The sequence below is a fragment of the Cryobacterium sp. SO2 genome, from assembly GCF_026151165.2.
Lineage (GTDB): Bacteria > Actinomycetota > Actinomycetes > Actinomycetales > Microbacteriaceae > Cryobacterium.
On sequence record NZ_CP117849.1, the window covers coordinates 528,613 to 542,956 of the forward strand.

The window sequence follows — 14,344 nt, forward strand, 5'->3', positions numbered from 1 at the left end:
CCGTGGCTCGAAGCATCTACATCACCTCCGCCGAGGGAAATACCGGCAAATCTACTATCGCACTCGGCGTTCTCGACACCCTGTTGCACTCCATCGAGCGGGTGGGCGTCTTCCGCCCCATCGCCCGCTCGAAGCACAAGCCCGACTACGTGCTTGAACTGCTGCTCAACCACCTGCAGGCCGGCAAGCCCGCAGGCACCAACCCGGCCACCCAGCCGGCGCTGACCTACGACGAGTGCGTGGGCGTCACCTACGACGACGTGCACGCCGACCCGGATGCCGCGCTCGCGCGCATCGTGGCCCGCTACAAGGCCGTCGAGGCCCAGTGCGACGCCGTCGTGGTCATCGGCAGCGACTTCACCGACGTGGGCAGCCCCACTGAACTGGCCTTCAACGCCCGCATCGCCGCGAACCTCGGCGTTCCGGTGCTGCTCGTGCTCGCCGGCCGGGTGGCCTTCGGTCAGGGCGAGGGCCTCAGCCAGAGCGATCAGCTCGGCCAGAGCGAACCGCGCACCAGCGACGACATCCGCCAGCTCACCGATGTGGCGCTGGCCGAACTGCAGTCCGAGCACGTCTCGCTGCTCGGCGTCGTGGTCAACCGCGCCGACCCCGCCAACCTCAACGGCCTCATCGCCTCGGTGCGCGAGGGCGTCGACAACCTGCCCGTCACCACGGATGCCCTGCACGGCGCCGTCGTTCCGGTCTGGGCCATCCCCGAAGACGCGTTCCTCGTGGCGCCGAGCATGAAGACCATCCTCGAAGCCACCCACGGCACCCTGGTGCAGGGCGACCCCGAGCTGCTCTCCCGTGAAGCGCTCAGCGTGGTCGTGGCCGCCATGTCGATGGTCAACGTGCTGCCGTACCTCACCGAGGGCGCCGTCGTCGTCATCCCGAGCGACCGCCCCGAGGTGCTGCTCGCCGCCCTGATGGCCAACTCCTCCGCCACCTTCCCGTCGCTGGCCGGCGTGGTGCTCGTGGGCGGTTTCGACCTGCCCGAGTCCATCGCCCAGCTGATGAAGGGCCTCGCCCCGTCGGTGCCGATCATCCGCACCGACCTGGCCTCCTACGAAGCCGCGCTGCGGATCACCCACACCCGCGGCCGCCTGGCCGCCGACTCGCAGCGCAAGCACGACACTGCCCTGGCGTTGTTCGAGCAGCACGTCGACGGTTCCGCCCTGCTCGACCGGCTCAAGGTGAGCCGCGCCGACGTGGTCACCCCGCTGATGTTCGAGTACACCCTGCTCGAGCGGGCTCGCCAGAACCGCATGCGCATCGTGCTGCCCGAGGGCGACGACGACCGCGTGCTGCGTGCCGCCGCCACCCTGCTGGCCCGCGACGTGGCCGACATCATCATCCTGGGCGAAGAGTTCGAGGTGCGCTCGCGCGCCATCGGCCTGGGCCTCGACCTCACCCGCGCCTCCGTCGTCAGCCCGTTCGACGACGTGCTGCGGATGCGTTTCGCCGAGGAATACGCCCGCCTCCGCGCCCACAAGGGCGTCACCATCGACCAGGCGCGCGACGTCGTCACCGACGTCTCGTACTTCGGCACCATGATGGTGCAGCTGGGACTGGCCGACGGCATGGTCTCCGGCGCCTCGCACACCACGGCGCACACCATCCGGCCCAGCTTCGAGATCATCAAGACCCGCCCCGGCGTGTCCGTCGTCTCGAGCGTGTTCCTGATGGCCCTGGCCGACCGGGTGCTCGTCTACGGCGACTGCGCGGTCAACCCCGACCCCACTGCCGCTCAGCTCGCGGACATCGCCATCTCGGCGTCGGAGACGGCCATCGAGTTCGGCATCGAGCCGCGCATCGCGATGCTGTCGTACTCCACCGGCGTCTCCGGCAACGGTGCGGATGTCGAAAAGGTGCGGGAGGCCACCGCGATCGTTCGCGAACGCCGCCCCGACCTGGCCGTCGAAGGCCCGATCCAGTACGACGCCGCCGCGGATGCCGCAGTGGCCGCCGCGAAGATGCCGGAGTCCGAGGTCGCCGGCAAGGCGACGGTCTTCATCTTCCCCGACCTCAACACCGGCAACAACACCTACAAGGCGGTGCAGCGCAGTGCTGGCGCCGTGGCGATCGGCCCCGTCCTGCAGGGCCTGCGCAAACCCATCAACGACCTTTCCAGAGGAGCCCTCGTGCAGGACATCGTGAACACCGTGGCGATCACCGCCATCCAGGCCGCATCGCTCGCAGCGGTGGTGGCAGCCGTATGACCGCCATCCTCGTCATCAACTCCGGCTCGTCGTCGTTCAAGTACCAGCTGATCGACATCGACACCGAAACCGAACTGGCCGGCGGACTCGTCGAGCGCATCGGTGAGGGCACCGGACACGCCCGCCACACCAACACCGCCTCTGAGGCCGGCCGCCAGGAGCAGAACCTGCCGATCCCCGACCACACCGCCGGCTTCGACGTGATGATCGCCGCGTTCGCCGCGCACGGCCCGCAGCTGTCCGAGGCGAACCTCATCGCCGTGGGCCACCGCGTCGTGCAGGGTGGCAGCATCTTCACCGGCCCCACCGTGATCGACGACGCCGTGCAGCAGCAGATCAGCGACCTCGCCGACCTCGCCCCGCTGCACAACCCCGCACACGTGCAGGGCATCGTCGCGGCGCGCACGAACTTCCCCGACGTGCCCCACGTCGCGGTGTTCGACACCTCGTTCCACCAGACCATGCCGGCCGCCGCGTACACCTACGCGATCAACAGGGCCCTCGCCGCGGAGCACAGCATCCGCCGGTACGGTTTCCACGGCAGCTCGCACAAGTTCGTCTCAGAGGCCGCAGCCGAGTTCCTCGGCCGCCCGCTGAGCGAACTGAAGACCATCGTGCTGCACCTCGGCAACGGTGCGTCGGTCTGCGCCGTCGACGGCGGCAAGTCCATCGACACGTCGATGGGCCTCACCCCGCTGCAGGGCCTCGTCATGGGCACCCGCTCCGGCGACATCGACCCCGCCGTGCTGTTCCACCTGCACCGCAAGGCCGGCCTGTCGATCGAAGAGCTCGACACGATGCTCAACAAGCAGAGCGGCATGCTCGGACTCACCGGCAGCGGCGACATGCGCGACGTCGAAGACGCATCCGTGGCCGGCGACGCCGTGGCCCAGGCTGCGCTCGACGTCTACTACCACCGCATCAAGGGCTACGTGGGCAACTACATCGCCCAGCTCGGCGGCCTCGACGTGATCGTCTTCACGGCCGGTGTCGGCGAGAACTCCGGCATCATCCGCGCCGGCGCCCTGGCCGGCCTCGAGGGCCTCGGCATCGAGATCGACCCGGCCAAGAACGACCCGTTCTCCAGGGTCGCCCGCGTCGTGTCGACGGATGCCTCGCGCGTCACCGTGCTCGTCATCCCCACCAACGAGGAGCTCGAGATCGCCCGCGAAACCCGCGCGGTCATCTAACCCTCGCCACACCAGGAGTCGCCCGATTTCGCTAGTGCGGCGGGCGCTCTGACTAGCAAATCTGGGCCATCCACGGGAATCCTTCCCGAGGGTGGCCCAGATTTGCTAGTTCGGGAGGGGTAGCCACTAGCGAAAATGGGCCAGTCTCGAGAGCTCCAGTCTCGAGAGCTCCAGTCTCGACCGCTCCAGTCTCGACCAACGACCTGGTCGCGCCCACACGTTGGTCGAGCTTGTCGAGACCCCGCGACGTTCCTGTCTCGGCGAGTAGAATTCCCGCGTGCGCACACTCCTCAACCTGATCTGGCTCGTGCTGAGCGGCTTCTGGCTGTTCCTGGGCTACGCGGCCGCCGGCATCGTGCTCTGCATCCTCATCGTCACGATCCCCTGGGGCATCGCGTCGTTCCGCATCGGCGCCTACGCGCTCTGGCCGTTCGGCCGCACCGTCGTGGCCAAGCAAACCAGCGGCGCCTTCTCCTTCCTCGGCAATGTGATCTGGGTGATCCTGGCCGGCTGGTGGCTCGCCCTCGCCCACATCGTCTCCGGGATCGCGCTGTGCATCACCATCATCGGCATCCCGCTGGGCATCGCCGACTTCAAGATGGTGCCCATCTCGCTCGCCCCGCTCGGCAAGGAGATCGTGCCCACCGCGGGTGAGTTCGACCGCGCCCGCGCCCGACAGGCCTAGCCGCGTCACGATCCGCCCACACCGAAAACCGGTGTGGATGTGACGTTTCGCTCTGCCGACCCGTCTGAGGTGTATGGAGCCACCCGCGTTGGTGGTCTTCAACCGATTTCTTAGTGCGGAGAAGCATGTCTATCGAATCTGTTCGAAGAACGGCCAGCCGGCATCACGCGATGCCGTGGGCTACCGTCATCGAGCCGAAGAGCGCCGAGGAACAACAGGCGCAGATTTCGGCGCTGGCCGGACGGATCGGGCTGCTCGCCGAGGCGGACAGATTGACCGTCGTGGTGGCGGAATCGCTGACCGCCGGTCGGATCTCGCAGGCGCTCGGCGCAGCCCCGGCCTCGTCGGAGTGGTTCGGTGGAGGCGTGATCGCCCACCAGGATGCGGCCAGACACCGCCTCCTGGGGGTCCAGCCCGGGCCGGTCGTCTCCGCTGAGTGTGCGGAACAGATGGCCAGAGCCGTGATGGAAAACGTCGGCGCGGATGTCAGCGTGGCGGTGACCGGCGTCAGCGGTCCGGGACCGGAGGAGGGGCAACCGGCCGGGACGGTGTTCATCAGTGTCAGCACTCGGTCCGCGGTGCGAACCTTTCCCCACCGGTTCGAGGGTTCACCTGAGGCCGTGGTCGCCCTCACCACCATCAGTGCGCTGAGGCACCTCAGAGAGGTCCTCCTGGACTAGCTCGCCCGGCGAGCCCCGTCGTTCGCAGAGAGCGACGCGCCGCCGATCAGCCGCCCGGGTCCGGAGGTCACCTGCGTGGGTGGCTTCCCGACCCGGTCGGCCGTGCTCATTCGGTCGGGACCGGCCCGTAGGACACGTCCACCTCAGCCATCTCCATGTCGGCGGTGGCCTGGATCAGCTCCATCAGCGCCGGGTCGAGGCCAGGAGCGAACTCCTCCATCCGCTCGCCGGCGATCACGGATGGCACCCCCTCCGGCGCCTGCTCATCGGCGACCAGCTTCGTGCCGTCCTTCGAGGGGGACATGCCCTGGAAGATCTTGCCGGCTTCCGACTGGCCGGCCAAGTCGAAGGTGTACTGCTTGCTGTGCAGTTTCAGGTCGAGCAGCTTCTTCACCTCGGGAAATTTTTCCGCATTGGTCTTGGGGATCGGCAGCAGCGTGTTCCAATGCACGCCCAGGGTCTCCAGGGCCTTGGCGTAGGCGTTCTCGTGGGCCTGGTCGCGCACGATCAGGTAGGCAATCGTGGACCTCGCGGTCTTGTTCTGGGTCATCTCGTAGATGCGGCACTTCTGCAGCCGGCCGGTGGACTCCAGCATGAGGTTGTAGAGCAGGTCGAGCACAAGGTTGCCGGAGTTGTAGACGTAGCTGCCGCTCCACGGGTTGCCCACCGCGTCCACCGGCAGCGCGCCCTGCGCGCCGACGAGGTAGTGGTGGATGTTGCTGTGGTCGAGGGCGATCTCCAGGGGAATGGCCCCGCCGGAGCCGGCCTTGTCAAGCGGATCGGTGACCTTGCCGTTGTACCGGGGCGAGCCATCCAGCAGTCGGGAGATGGTGGTGCCGATGAGTTCGACGTGGCTGATCTCCTCGGTGCCGATGCCTTGAATCAGGTCCCGGTACGGCTTGGCCGCCGGACCGCGGAAGTTCATCGACTGGAAGAGATACTGCATCATGGTGCGCATCTCACCGAACTGGCCGCCGAGGCCCTCCTGGAGCGCGTTGGCCGCGGCCGGATCCGGTTCGTCCTGAGCAATGTCGTGGATGAGTCGCTGCACGTGGAAGTACATGGGTAATTCCCTTCATTGATGGGGCAAAGCAGCGCAGACCGGTGTGGTTGCGCGGTGACGATAGGGTGGTGCGGCGCTTCAGCGCTTGTTGTCGAGGCGGTCGGCCGCTTCAGTGCGGATCTTCCGCCCGTCGGCGACGTCGGCCCGTTCCTTCTCGGCGGCCTTGTCGCTCTTGCGGGTGTCCCGCGGGGGCAGCTGGATGTCCTCCTCCGCGGCGATACCGGCCTGGAGCTGCCGGCCCCTCTCGAGCTCAGCGTCGAACTCGGCGCCGAAGAGCAGGGCCAGATTGGCGATCCAGAGCCAGAGGAGGAACACGATGACGCCGGCCAGCGACCCGTAGGTTCGGTCGTAGTTGGAGAAGTTGGTGATGTAGAGCCCGAACAGGAACGATGCGATCACCAGGGTGATCAGCGCGAGCAGCGCACCCAGGCTGATCCAGCGAAACTTGGGCTGCTTGGCGTTCGGTGTGGCGTAATAGAGGATCGCGATGATCAGCACCACGGCCAGGGCCAGGATCGGCCACTTCGCGACGGACCAGACGATCTGCACGGTCTCGCCGAGGCCGAGGGCGCTACCCACAGCATCTGTGACGGGGCCGGACACGATCAGGATCACGAGCATGATCAAGATCAGGAGGATGGTGACGATCGTCACGAACAGCTGCATGGGGCGCAGCTTCCAGAACGGCCGGCCCTCTTCGATCTCGTAGATCCGGTTCATGGCCCGGCTGAACGCGCCGACGTAGCCGGATGCCGACCAGATGGCCAGCACGATACCGAAGATCAGGGCGAACCCGGCTGACGGCGACGAGCTGAACTGCTCGAGCGGTTCGCGCAGCACGTCGGCCGTGCCGCCGGGAGCCACCTGGTTGACGAGGTCGAGAATGGTGTCCACGGACCGCTCGCCCTGGCCGAAAACGCCCAGCAGCGAGATCAACGCGATCAGAGCCGGGAACAGCGCCAACACGGCGTAGTAGGTCAGCGCCGCCGCGATATCGGTGCACTGGTCAGCGGTGAATTCGCGCAGAGTCTTTTTCAGCGCGTACTTCCAAGACGGCTTGCTCACCTCGCCCGGCGAATCCGGCTTGCGGGGATCGTCGGGCGAGGGAGCGGGGGCGTCCCTCTCACTGGTGTCGTTGCGGGCCACCGGAACATCTCCTCGTTCTCGTTGTACGGATGGTGCGGGCTCCGCAGTTAGACGGTGGCCTGGCCAGCGTGCTTGGCCGTGTCACGCACCTCGTCGGCGGACGAGGTGGTTTCGGACTTCACGGTGTCGGCGGCATCCGTCGCGGTGCCCTTGACGGCATCGGCGGCGTCGGCGAGGGGCTGCTTGAGGTTCTCGCCCATGTCCTTGGCGGCGTCCTTGACCTCGCTCACCAGCGGCTCCGCGGCCTCCTTCACGTTGGCCGCGACCTTCTTTTCGACGGTGCTGGCCGGGAGCAGCGACGACACCAGCCAGCCGACACCGAACGCGATGAGGCCCACCGCAAGCGGGTTGCCCTTGACCTGGGAGACCGCGTTGTGCGCGCTGCCCGACACGCCGTCGGCCGCTCCGCCGATGGAGTCGCCGACTTCTGAAGCTGTGCCCATGACCTTGTCCTTCGCAGAGTTGAAAACGCCTTTGACCTTGTCTTTCTGGCGGTCCATGATCTTGCCCGGCGTCACCTTGTCGGCCAATGCGTCAACGTCGGCACCCAGGCCACGGCGGGTTTGTTCGATCTGAGCCCGCAGGACCTCTGGGTCGGAGCTGGTCGTGTCGTAATCACTCATCGGTTTTCCTCGTTTCGTTTCAGTGCGTCCGGGATCTGCTTTAGGGAATTGACGGTTTCGGGTGCGCCCTTGATGGACTTCAGCTCGTTCCGACCGACGACGAACAGCACGGCCGCCACGATGGCCCAGACCACGGCGACGATCACGGCCGCCCAGGCGATGTTGATCACCTGGGCGAGCCCCCACCAGGCCGCGAACGACAGGAAGAGCACGGTGAGGTGGCCGGCATAACCGGCCCCGCCGAGCATCCCTGCGCCCTTGCCGGCCCGGGTGGCCGACTGGCGTACCTCGGCCTTGGCCAGGTCGACCTCCTGGCGCATCAGTACGGACACATCGCGGGTGACCTCGCTCAGCAGGTCGCCGAGTGAGGTGTCTGCCGCCTTGCGTTCAGATGGGGTGGGCAGGTCACTCATTGCGGTTCTCCGTGTACTGCGGGTACTCCGCCGCCAGCGGAGTGCCAACGCCGGTGGGCGGGGCGGCCGGTGTGCCGGTACCGTTCGAGTCGGTGTCGGGGGAGTCCTTGGCCTCGGCGATGACCGAGCGGGTCAGCCGGCCGGCGACCACGCCCGCGACGGCGGCGATTGCGATGAACATGCCGGGGCTGCGGCGGGCGTAGCCTTTGACCTCGTTGAGGAGGGCGCCCGGGTCGCGCTGGTCGAGCCAGTCGGCGATCCCAGCGGCGCGCGATGCGGCCTGGTGTGCGAGGTCGCTGGCCACGCCTTGGGTGTCAGATTTCTCGGCCATCGAACCGAGTTCGTCGCCGAGGGTTCGGATGCCGGAAGCGACCCGCTTCTGCTGCGCGGCCGCTTGGTCGGCGAGTTCACCCTGCGTCTGGCGGTAGAGGTCCTTGGCTTGCTGCTTGGTCTCGCTCCCGACCTTGTGTAGCTCGTCCTTGGCGACGCCGGCGACGTGCTGGCCGGCGGCGACTGAGGTGTCCTTCACTTCGGTTGCTCGGTCCGAGGCCGTCTGGTCGGACGCGCCGCCGTAGTCCGGATCCTGCGTATCCGATGTGGATGTGGGGTATGTGTTCGACATGGCTCTCCCTTGAGGAATCGATGTGGCTGAGACGCCGGTCCTCGACGTCGTGTGTCGCGATTGCAATATCCTCTGGCCCCGTCAACTCGATTTCAAGCACTCTGACCAAAGCGCATCAGTTTCTTTTTTTTGTGACGAAACGGCGAATTCCCCGTCCGTTAAGCACGCTCGAATTCGAGGATTTCTGCTCGCCCGGGTAGCGGTTCCCGGGTCGACGAAGGTATCCTGCCGCGTTTCGAGCGCCGAGGGGGCCACGTGAGCAACTTGCGAGTCAACCGTGACGAAGCACCGGTTGGATGCGTCTGAGAAGTAGCCGGGCATTCGGGCGTCGTGCGGCACCAACGCCTCCGACGCATCCACCACCCGGCAGACACCTTTGAGGGAGCAGCTCATGACGACAGCGCACAACGAGCCCGCACAGCCGCCGCGGCAGACGGTTTCAGGCAGTACCGAGCCGATCGTCCCGGCCTCGACCGGCACCGCCATACCCACGAGCGCGGGCGCCGCGACGCCTCCGGCCACGCCCCCAGCCCCCCTGCCCGCCGCCGGGGAGCACGCCGTGCGGGACAACGAGCACACCATGCGCGAGAACGTCGTCGCGCGGGAGAAGGACGAGTTCGGCGGCATGAAGTTCGGCACCGCCTTCTTCGGCTGGCTCACCGCCACGGGTGCCGCTGTGCTCCTCACGGCGCTGGTCGCCGGTGCGGGCGCTGCCGTCGGCCTGGGGTCGCAGGTCGACCCGGCCGGGGCGAACGACGCCGCGGCCGAGAACGCCGCGACGGTCGGCCTGGTCGGAGCCATTGCCCTGGGCGTTGTCGTCTTCGTCTCCTACTTCGCCGGCGGCTACGTTGCAGGTCGGATGGCACGGTTCAGCGGTGCCAAGCAGGGCGTGGCGGTCTGGCTCTGGGCGTTGATCGTGGCCGTGATCCTGGCCATCGTCGGCGCCATCGCCGGCAGCCAGTTCAATGTGCTCGCCGACCTGAACAGCTTCCCCCGCATCCCGATCAACGAAGGCGACCTCGCGCTGGGCAGCATCATCACCGCCGTGGCGATCGCCGTTGTCAGCCTCGGCGGCGCCGTTCTCGGCGGTCTCGCCGGGATGCGCTTCCACCGCCGCGTGGACAAGGTCGGACTCGGCCAGTAGGTCGGGCCAGCCCCACATCTTCCCCCGACACCGTGACGTTTCCCCTCCGGGAACCGTCTCAGTCATAACAGGAGCGCCTCCTGTGGATTAAGGAGTTCACCCGGATGACCACCCCGAACGAAGACCCCACCACCAAGTACTTCTCCGACGGCTTCCCCAAGCAGGAGCAGGAACAGCCGGGCCTGACCGGTGCCACCGATCCCCGGCCGGACCACGGCGAGGACACCTATGCCGGCAGCGGCAAGCTCACCGGCAAGCGGGCGCTGATCACCGGCGGCGATTCCGGCATCGGCCGCGCCGTCGCCATCGCCTATGCCAGGGAGGGCGCCGACGTCGCCATCTCCTACCTGTCAGACGAGCAGCAGGATGCCGAGGAGACCGCCGAGCTCATTCGCGCCGCCGGGCGCACGGCCCTGCTGCTGCCCGGCGACATCCGCGACGAGGAGCACTGCATCTCCATCGTGAACGAGACTGTGACCGGCCTCGGCGGGCTGGACATCCTGGTGCTCAACGCCGCGTACCAGGAGAACCGTGACGGCTTGGAGAACCTGCCCACCGCTGAGTTCGATCGGGTCTTCAAGACCAACCTGTATGCCACCCTGTGGATCGCCCGCACCGCGATCCCGCACCTGGCCCCCGGCTCGTCGATCATCTCGACGTCGTCGATCCAGGCGTCGAGCCCGTCGCCGGAGCTTATCGACTACGCCATGACCAAGGCCGCCCTCGTGGCCTTCACCCAGGCGCTCGCCCAGCAACTGGGTTCCACCGGGGTGCGGGTCAACGCCGTCGCGCCCGGCCCCATCTGGACCCCGCTGATCCCGGCGACGTCATGGCCCGACAAGCTGCCCACCTTCGGCCAGGAGACCCCGTTGGGCCGCGCGGGCCAGCCGGCCGAACTGGCCTCCGCCTATGTGTTCCTGGCCTCGCCGGAGGCCTCGTACATCTCGGGCGCCGTCGTGCCGGTCACCGGCGGTCGCGGCTTTTAACCTCGCGGCGGGGTCTGGCCCGCGGCGACAGTACTGAGGGGAATGCAGGTCATCGGAAAGCTCATTTCCGGCGCCACCGAGGTCGACTTCGACGACCGGGCGCTGGTACATCTACAGATTGTCATCGGCTCCAAGCTCCGCCGCGGGGAGAGTTTCTTCCTGTCGTGGAACGACTCGCCGTCAGTGGGCGGCGGTCGGTCCAGCCTGTGGCTGCACCCGGGCATCCCGCTGTATTTCAAGTACTTCGGCAGTAAGACCCCGCGGATCAACCGGGCCTGGATCGACGAGTTGACCGCGTCGGGCCACAGCTCCCACGGCCTGCTGCTGACCGCCGAGCCGCCCGCGCCCGACGCCCGCTGAGCCGCCCGACTGTGCGCGTGGGCAACTGTGCCCCATACGGACAAAAGGTCCCGGTGTTCCGGGCGCAATTGTCCGGAGGGGGAACAGTTACGGCAGGGCGGGCGTAGGCGGGGGCGCGGTGCTTGCGCGCACCACGAGGTGCGTGGGCACGATGGTGGTGCCGGGGCCCACGGCCGCGGGAGAGTCGATCTGCCGCAGCAGCTTTTCGATGCAGAGCCGCCCCACCTGGCCGAAGTCCTGGTGCACGGTGGTCAGCGGGGGCCAGAAGGCATCCGACTCGCGCATGTCGTCGAAGCCGACCACGCTCACCTCGGCCGGCACCGACCGGCCGGCCTCGTGTAGGGCGCGCATCACGCCGAGCGCCATCTGGTCGTTCGAGGCGAAGATCGCCGTCACCGCCGGGTCTGCGGCGAGCCGCACCCCGTGTTCGTAGCCGCTCTGCGCGTTCCAGTCGCCCTCCAGCACGGGCGGCACCGGCGCGCCGGCCGCTTTGAGGGTTGCGCGCCAGGATGCCGTGCGGCGCCCGGCCGAGAACGACGACTCCGGTCCGGCGATGTGCCAGACCGTCTTGTGCCCGAGGTCGAGCAGGTGCTGGGTGGCCAGCCGGGCGCCCTCGGTCTGGTCGGTGTCGACCACTGTGTAACGGGAGCCGGCATCGGAGTCGACGATCACGACGGGCAGCCCGGTGGGCACGGTCACGTCGATGCGGTCGAGGATGTGCGCTTCCATGATGATCACGATGCCGTCGACGGCCTGTTCGGCGAGCCGGTTCACGGCCCCGGCGACGGCGCCCTGGGTGTGCAGCGCCACCGGGATCAGGGTGATCGAGTAGCCGGCCTCGGCGGATGCGGTCGCGACGGCCTCGAGGGTGCGCATGTTGCCGAAGCTGGACAGGCCGAACATGATCACGCCGATGGTGCTGAACTTGCCCGACTTGAGCGCCCGGGCGGCACTGTTGGGCCGGTAGCCGATCTCGTCCATGGCCGCGAGCACCCGGTCGCGAGTAAGGGTGTCGACGTTGCTGCGGGCGTTCACCACCCGGGAGACGGTCTGTGAGGAGACGCCGGCCAGCGCCGCGACATCCGCCATGGACGGCAGGCGCTGCACGGTGCGGGCCGGGGGAGCGGCGCGCACCTCGGAAGTCGGGCTGTCGGTCGGGCTGATCGTTGCCACGTGCCCTCCCGGGTCCGAGAAAATTTCCGAATGTTTACGTAAACATGCTAGCGTGCTTACACGTCATGTTTACGTAAACATGCCGGTCGAGATTCACCATCCATCGCTTCACACTACAGAGCCAGAGAAACAGGCATGACGACGCTGTCAACACTCCCCCCTAGTGGCCAGACACTTCCGAAGACCCGCAAGCCGCACGTGCAGAAGCGCGACTGGACGGGCTGGAAGTTCATCGGCCCGTTCATGATCGTGTTCGCCCTGGTGCTCATCGCCCCGGTGCTCTACTCGATCTACCTCTCCTTCTTCAAGGACCAGCTCGTCGGCGGCAACTCCTTCGTGGGCTTCGAGAACTACGGCCAGGCGCTCTCCGATCCCAAGTTCTGGGAGTCGATGGGCCGGGTCACCCTGTTCTTCGTCGTGCAGGTGCCGATCATGCTCGGCATCGCCCTCTTCGCCGCCCTCGCGATCGACAGTGCGCGCCTGCACCTGTCCAGCTTCTTCCGCATCGCGATCTTCCTGCCGTACGCGGTTCCCGCGGTGGTCGCCACCCTCATGTGGGGCTTCATGTACGGCACCAAGTTCGGCCTGGTCGGCAACCTCAACGACTTCTTCAACATCGCCATCCCCGACCCGCTGTCCAGCAGCTGGGTGCTCGCGTCGATCGGCAACATCGTCACCTGGGAGTTCATCGGCTACAACATGATCCTGTTCTATGCGGCCCTCCGGGTGATCCCCACCGACCTCTACGAGGCTGCGTCGCTCGACGGCGCCAACGCGTTCCGCATCATCCGCAGCATCAAGATGCCGGCGCTGCGCCCCGCGATCGTGATCGGCGGCATCTTCTCGGTCATCGGCAGCTTCCAACTCTTCAACGAGCCGAGCATCCTGCAATCGCTGGCCCCCAACACCATCTCCACCTACTTCTCGCCGAACATGTACGCCTACAACCTGTCGTTCTCCGGCCAGCAGTACAACTACTCGGCAACCATCGCGATCATCGTCGGCCTCATCACCGCCGTCATCGCCTACATCGTGCAGAACTCCGGTTCCAGGAAGGAGGCCTGACATGTCGACGACTGACCAGACCCACGCACCCGCAGAAAAGGCCAAGGCCCCGCGGATGTCCCGCTACACCAGCGAGAAGAAGGCCGGCAAGTCCAACCAGGGCCTGCACACCAAGAAGTCGATCCTGCTCACGGTGATCATGGGCGCCTTGCTCATCTACAGCCTGCTGCCGCTGTTCTGGCTGTTCGTGAACTCCACCAAGACCCAGGCCGAGCTGCTCAACTCGTTCGGCCTCTGGTTCTCCGGCCCGAACGCGCTCTGGGACAACATCGTCGCCACCCTCACCTACAACGACGGCGTCTTCGTGCGCTGGTTCGGCAACACGCTGCTCTACGTCGTCGTCGGCGCGGGCGGGGCCACGTTCCTCGCGGCCCTCGGCGGCTACGGCCTGGCCAAGTTCAACTTCCCCGGCAAGAAGGCCGTCTTCGCGGTCGTGCTCGGCGCCGTCGCCATCCCCGGTACGGCCCTCGCGGTGCCCACCTTCCTGATGTTCAGCCAGATGGGCCTCACCAACACCCCGTGGGCGGTCATCCTGCCCTCGTTGATCAGCCCGTTCGGTCTCTACCTGATCTGGACCTACGCCCTCGACGCCGTGCCCACCGAGGTTCTCGAGGCGGCACGGATGGATGGCTCGGGCGAGTTCCGCACCTTCTTCACCATCTCGCTCAAGCTGCTGGCCCCCGGCCTGGTCACGGTGCTCCTTTTCACCCTCGTGGCCACCTGGAACAACTACTTCCTGCCCCTGATCATGCTGAGCGAACCCACCTGGTACCCGCTCACCGTTGGCCTCAACCAGTGGAACCAGCAGGCCCAGACCGTGGGTGGCGACGTCATCTACAACCTCGTCATCACCGGCTCGCTGCTCACGATCGTGCCGATCGTCGTGGCGTTCCTCTTCCTGCAGCGCTACTGGCAGTCCGGCCTCGCCGCCGGCTCCGTCAAGGCGTAGCCCCTCACACCTCTCCGACCGCGTCA

Annotated in this window: 15 protein-coding genes; 9 read left to right on the forward strand and 6 right to left on the reverse strand. The window is 67.0% G+C overall.

Annotated elements, in window-relative coordinates; translation table 11 throughout:
- Positions 1 to 2: 2 nt before the first annotated feature.
- From pta to BJQ94_RS02515, 4 genes are all read left to right on the forward strand, one after another.
- The gene (pta, locus tag BJQ94_RS02500; RefSeq protein ID WP_265398007.1) at positions 3 to 2,219 is read left to right on the forward strand and encodes a phosphate acetyltransferase; all 2,217 of its coding nucleotides are present in this window, start codon (positions 3 to 5) and stop codon (positions 2,217 to 2,219) included.
- Complete coding sequence (locus tag BJQ94_RS02505) at positions 2,216 to 3,409, forward strand: acetate kinase (protein ID WP_265398008.1); 1,194 nt, start codon at positions 2,216 to 2,218, stop codon at positions 3,407 to 3,409. Before pta ends, BJQ94_RS02505 begins: the two co-directional genes overlap by 4 nt.
- A gap of 277 nt (positions 3,410 to 3,686) precedes the next feature.
- Positions 3,687 to 4,094 carry a YccF domain-containing protein gene (locus BJQ94_RS02510; protein WP_265398009.1) on the forward strand — a complete coding sequence of 136 codons (408 nt, stop codon included), beginning with the start codon at positions 3,687 to 3,689 and terminating at the stop codon, positions 4,092 to 4,094.
- Between the two features lie 125 nt (positions 4,095 to 4,219).
- The gene (locus BJQ94_RS02515) at positions 4,220 to 4,774 is read left to right on the forward strand and encodes a CinA family protein (protein WP_265398010.1); all 555 of its coding nucleotides are present in this window, start codon (positions 4,220 to 4,222) and stop codon (positions 4,772 to 4,774) included.
- 106 nt (positions 4,775 to 4,880) lie between these two features.
- On the opposite strand, the gene BJQ94_RS02520 is transcribed toward BJQ94_RS02515, so the two are convergent.
- The 5 genes from BJQ94_RS02520 to BJQ94_RS02540 all read right to left on the reverse strand — a co-directional run bounded on the left by BJQ94_RS02520 (position 4,881) and on the right by BJQ94_RS02540 (position 8,548).
- On the reverse strand, positions 4,881 to 5,837 hold the full coding sequence (locus tag BJQ94_RS02520) for a manganese catalase family protein (RefSeq protein ID WP_265398011.1): 957 nt from the start codon (positions 5,835 to 5,837) through the stop codon (positions 4,881 to 4,883).
- A gap of 78 nt (positions 5,838 to 5,915) precedes the next feature.
- Positions 5,916 to 6,983 (reverse strand): YihY/virulence factor BrkB family protein, encoded by a 1,068-nt coding sequence (locus BJQ94_RS02525; protein ID WP_265398012.1) that lies wholly within the window; start codon positions 6,981 to 6,983, stop codon positions 5,916 to 5,918.
- Positions 6,984 to 7,030: 47 nt separating this feature from the next.
- Positions 7,031 to 7,606: a DUF3618 domain-containing protein gene (locus BJQ94_RS02530; protein WP_265398013.1), complete on the reverse strand. Its 576-nt coding sequence runs from the start codon at positions 7,604 to 7,606 to the stop codon at positions 7,031 to 7,033.
- Positions 7,603 to 8,019, reverse strand: a complete 417-nt coding sequence (locus BJQ94_RS02535; RefSeq protein ID WP_265398014.1) for a phage holin family protein — start codon at positions 8,017 to 8,019, stop codon at positions 7,603 to 7,605. Before BJQ94_RS02535 ends, BJQ94_RS02530 begins: the two co-directional genes overlap by 4 nt.
- Positions 8,012 to 8,548 carry a hypothetical protein gene (locus tag BJQ94_RS02540; protein ID WP_275875540.1) on the reverse strand — a complete coding sequence of 179 codons (537 nt, stop codon included), beginning with the start codon at positions 8,546 to 8,548 and terminating at the stop codon, positions 8,012 to 8,014. Before BJQ94_RS02540 ends, BJQ94_RS02535 begins: the two co-directional genes overlap by 8 nt.
- A 484-nt stretch (positions 8,549 to 9,032) precedes the next feature.
- On the opposite strand from BJQ94_RS02540, the gene BJQ94_RS02545 reads away from it, so the two are divergent.
- The 3 genes from BJQ94_RS02545 to BJQ94_RS02555 all read left to right on the forward strand — a co-directional run bounded on the left by BJQ94_RS02545 (position 9,033) and on the right by BJQ94_RS02555 (position 11,131).
- Positions 9,033 to 9,785, forward strand: a complete 753-nt coding sequence (locus BJQ94_RS02545) for a hypothetical protein (protein WP_265398016.1) — start codon at positions 9,033 to 9,035, stop codon at positions 9,783 to 9,785.
- Positions 9,786 to 9,889: 104 nt separating this feature from the next.
- Positions 9,890 to 10,771, forward strand: coding sequence for an SDR family oxidoreductase (locus BJQ94_RS02550; protein ID WP_265398017.1), 882 nt, complete (start codon positions 9,890 to 9,892; stop codon positions 10,769 to 10,771).
- A 42-nt stretch (positions 10,772 to 10,813) separates the two neighbouring features.
- Positions 10,814 to 11,131, forward strand: a complete 318-nt coding sequence (locus BJQ94_RS02555) for an ATP-dependent DNA ligase (protein WP_345893469.1) — start codon at positions 10,814 to 10,816, stop codon at positions 11,129 to 11,131.
- Positions 11,132 to 11,218: 87 nt separating this feature from the next.
- On the opposite strand, the gene BJQ94_RS02560 is transcribed toward BJQ94_RS02555, so the two are convergent.
- Positions 11,219 to 12,220: a LacI family DNA-binding transcriptional regulator gene (locus BJQ94_RS02560; protein ID WP_265398026.1), complete on the reverse strand. Its 1,002-nt coding sequence runs from the start codon at positions 12,218 to 12,220 to the stop codon at positions 11,219 to 11,221.
- 219 nt (positions 12,221 to 12,439) lie between these two features.
- Between BJQ94_RS02560 and BJQ94_RS02565 the strand changes: the two genes are divergently transcribed.
- Both BJQ94_RS02565 and BJQ94_RS02570 read left to right on the forward strand, forming a co-directional pair.
- A complete protein-coding gene (locus tag BJQ94_RS02565; protein ID WP_265398018.1) occupies positions 12,440 to 13,369 on the forward strand; it encodes a sugar ABC transporter permease in 930 nt (309 codons plus the stop codon).
- Positions 13,370 to 13,424: 55 nt separating this feature from the next.
- Positions 13,425 to 14,318: a carbohydrate ABC transporter permease gene (locus tag BJQ94_RS02570; RefSeq protein WP_265398027.1), complete on the forward strand. Its 894-nt coding sequence runs from the start codon at positions 13,425 to 13,427 to the stop codon at positions 14,316 to 14,318.
- Positions 14,319 to 14,344 lie beyond the last annotated feature (26 nt).

Coding starts and splice junctions, on each gene's coding strand:
- BJQ94_RS02570 (WP_265398027.1), top strand. CDS start 13,425: ATGTCCCGCTACACCAGCGAGAAGAAGGCCGGCAAGTCCAACCAGGGC.
- BJQ94_RS02545 (WP_265398016.1), top strand. CDS start 9,033: ATGACGACAGCGCACAACGAGCCCGCACAGCCGCCGCGGCAGACGGTT.
- BJQ94_RS02560 (WP_265398026.1), bottom strand. CDS start 12,220: ATGGCGGATGTCGCGGCGCTGGCCGGCGTCTCCTCACAGACCGTCTCC.
- BJQ94_RS02520 (WP_265398011.1), bottom strand. CDS start 5,837: ATGTACTTCCACGTGCAGCGACTCATCCACGACATTGCTCAGGACGAA.
- BJQ94_RS02535 (WP_265398014.1), bottom strand. CDS start 8,019: ATGAGTGACCTGCCCACCCCATCTGAACGCAAGGCGGCAGACACCTCA.
- BJQ94_RS02515 (WP_265398010.1), top strand. CDS start 4,220: ATGTCTATCGAATCTGTTCGAAGAACGGCCAGCCGGCATCACGCGATG.
- BJQ94_RS02530 (WP_265398013.1), bottom strand. CDS start 7,606: ATGAGTGATTACGACACGACCAGCTCCGACCCAGAGGTCCTGCGGGCT.
- BJQ94_RS02555 (WP_345893469.1), top strand. CDS start 10,814: ATGCAGGTCATCGGAAAGCTCATTTCCGGCGCCACCGAGGTCGACTTC.
- BJQ94_RS02565 (WP_265398018.1), top strand. CDS start 12,440: ATGACGACGCTGTCAACACTCCCCCCTAGTGGCCAGACACTTCCGAAG.
- BJQ94_RS02550 (WP_265398017.1), top strand. CDS start 9,890: ATGACCACCCCGAACGAAGACCCCACCACCAAGTACTTCTCCGACGGC.
- BJQ94_RS02505 (WP_265398008.1), top strand. CDS start 2,216: ATGACCGCCATCCTCGTCATCAACTCCGGCTCGTCGTCGTTCAAGTAC.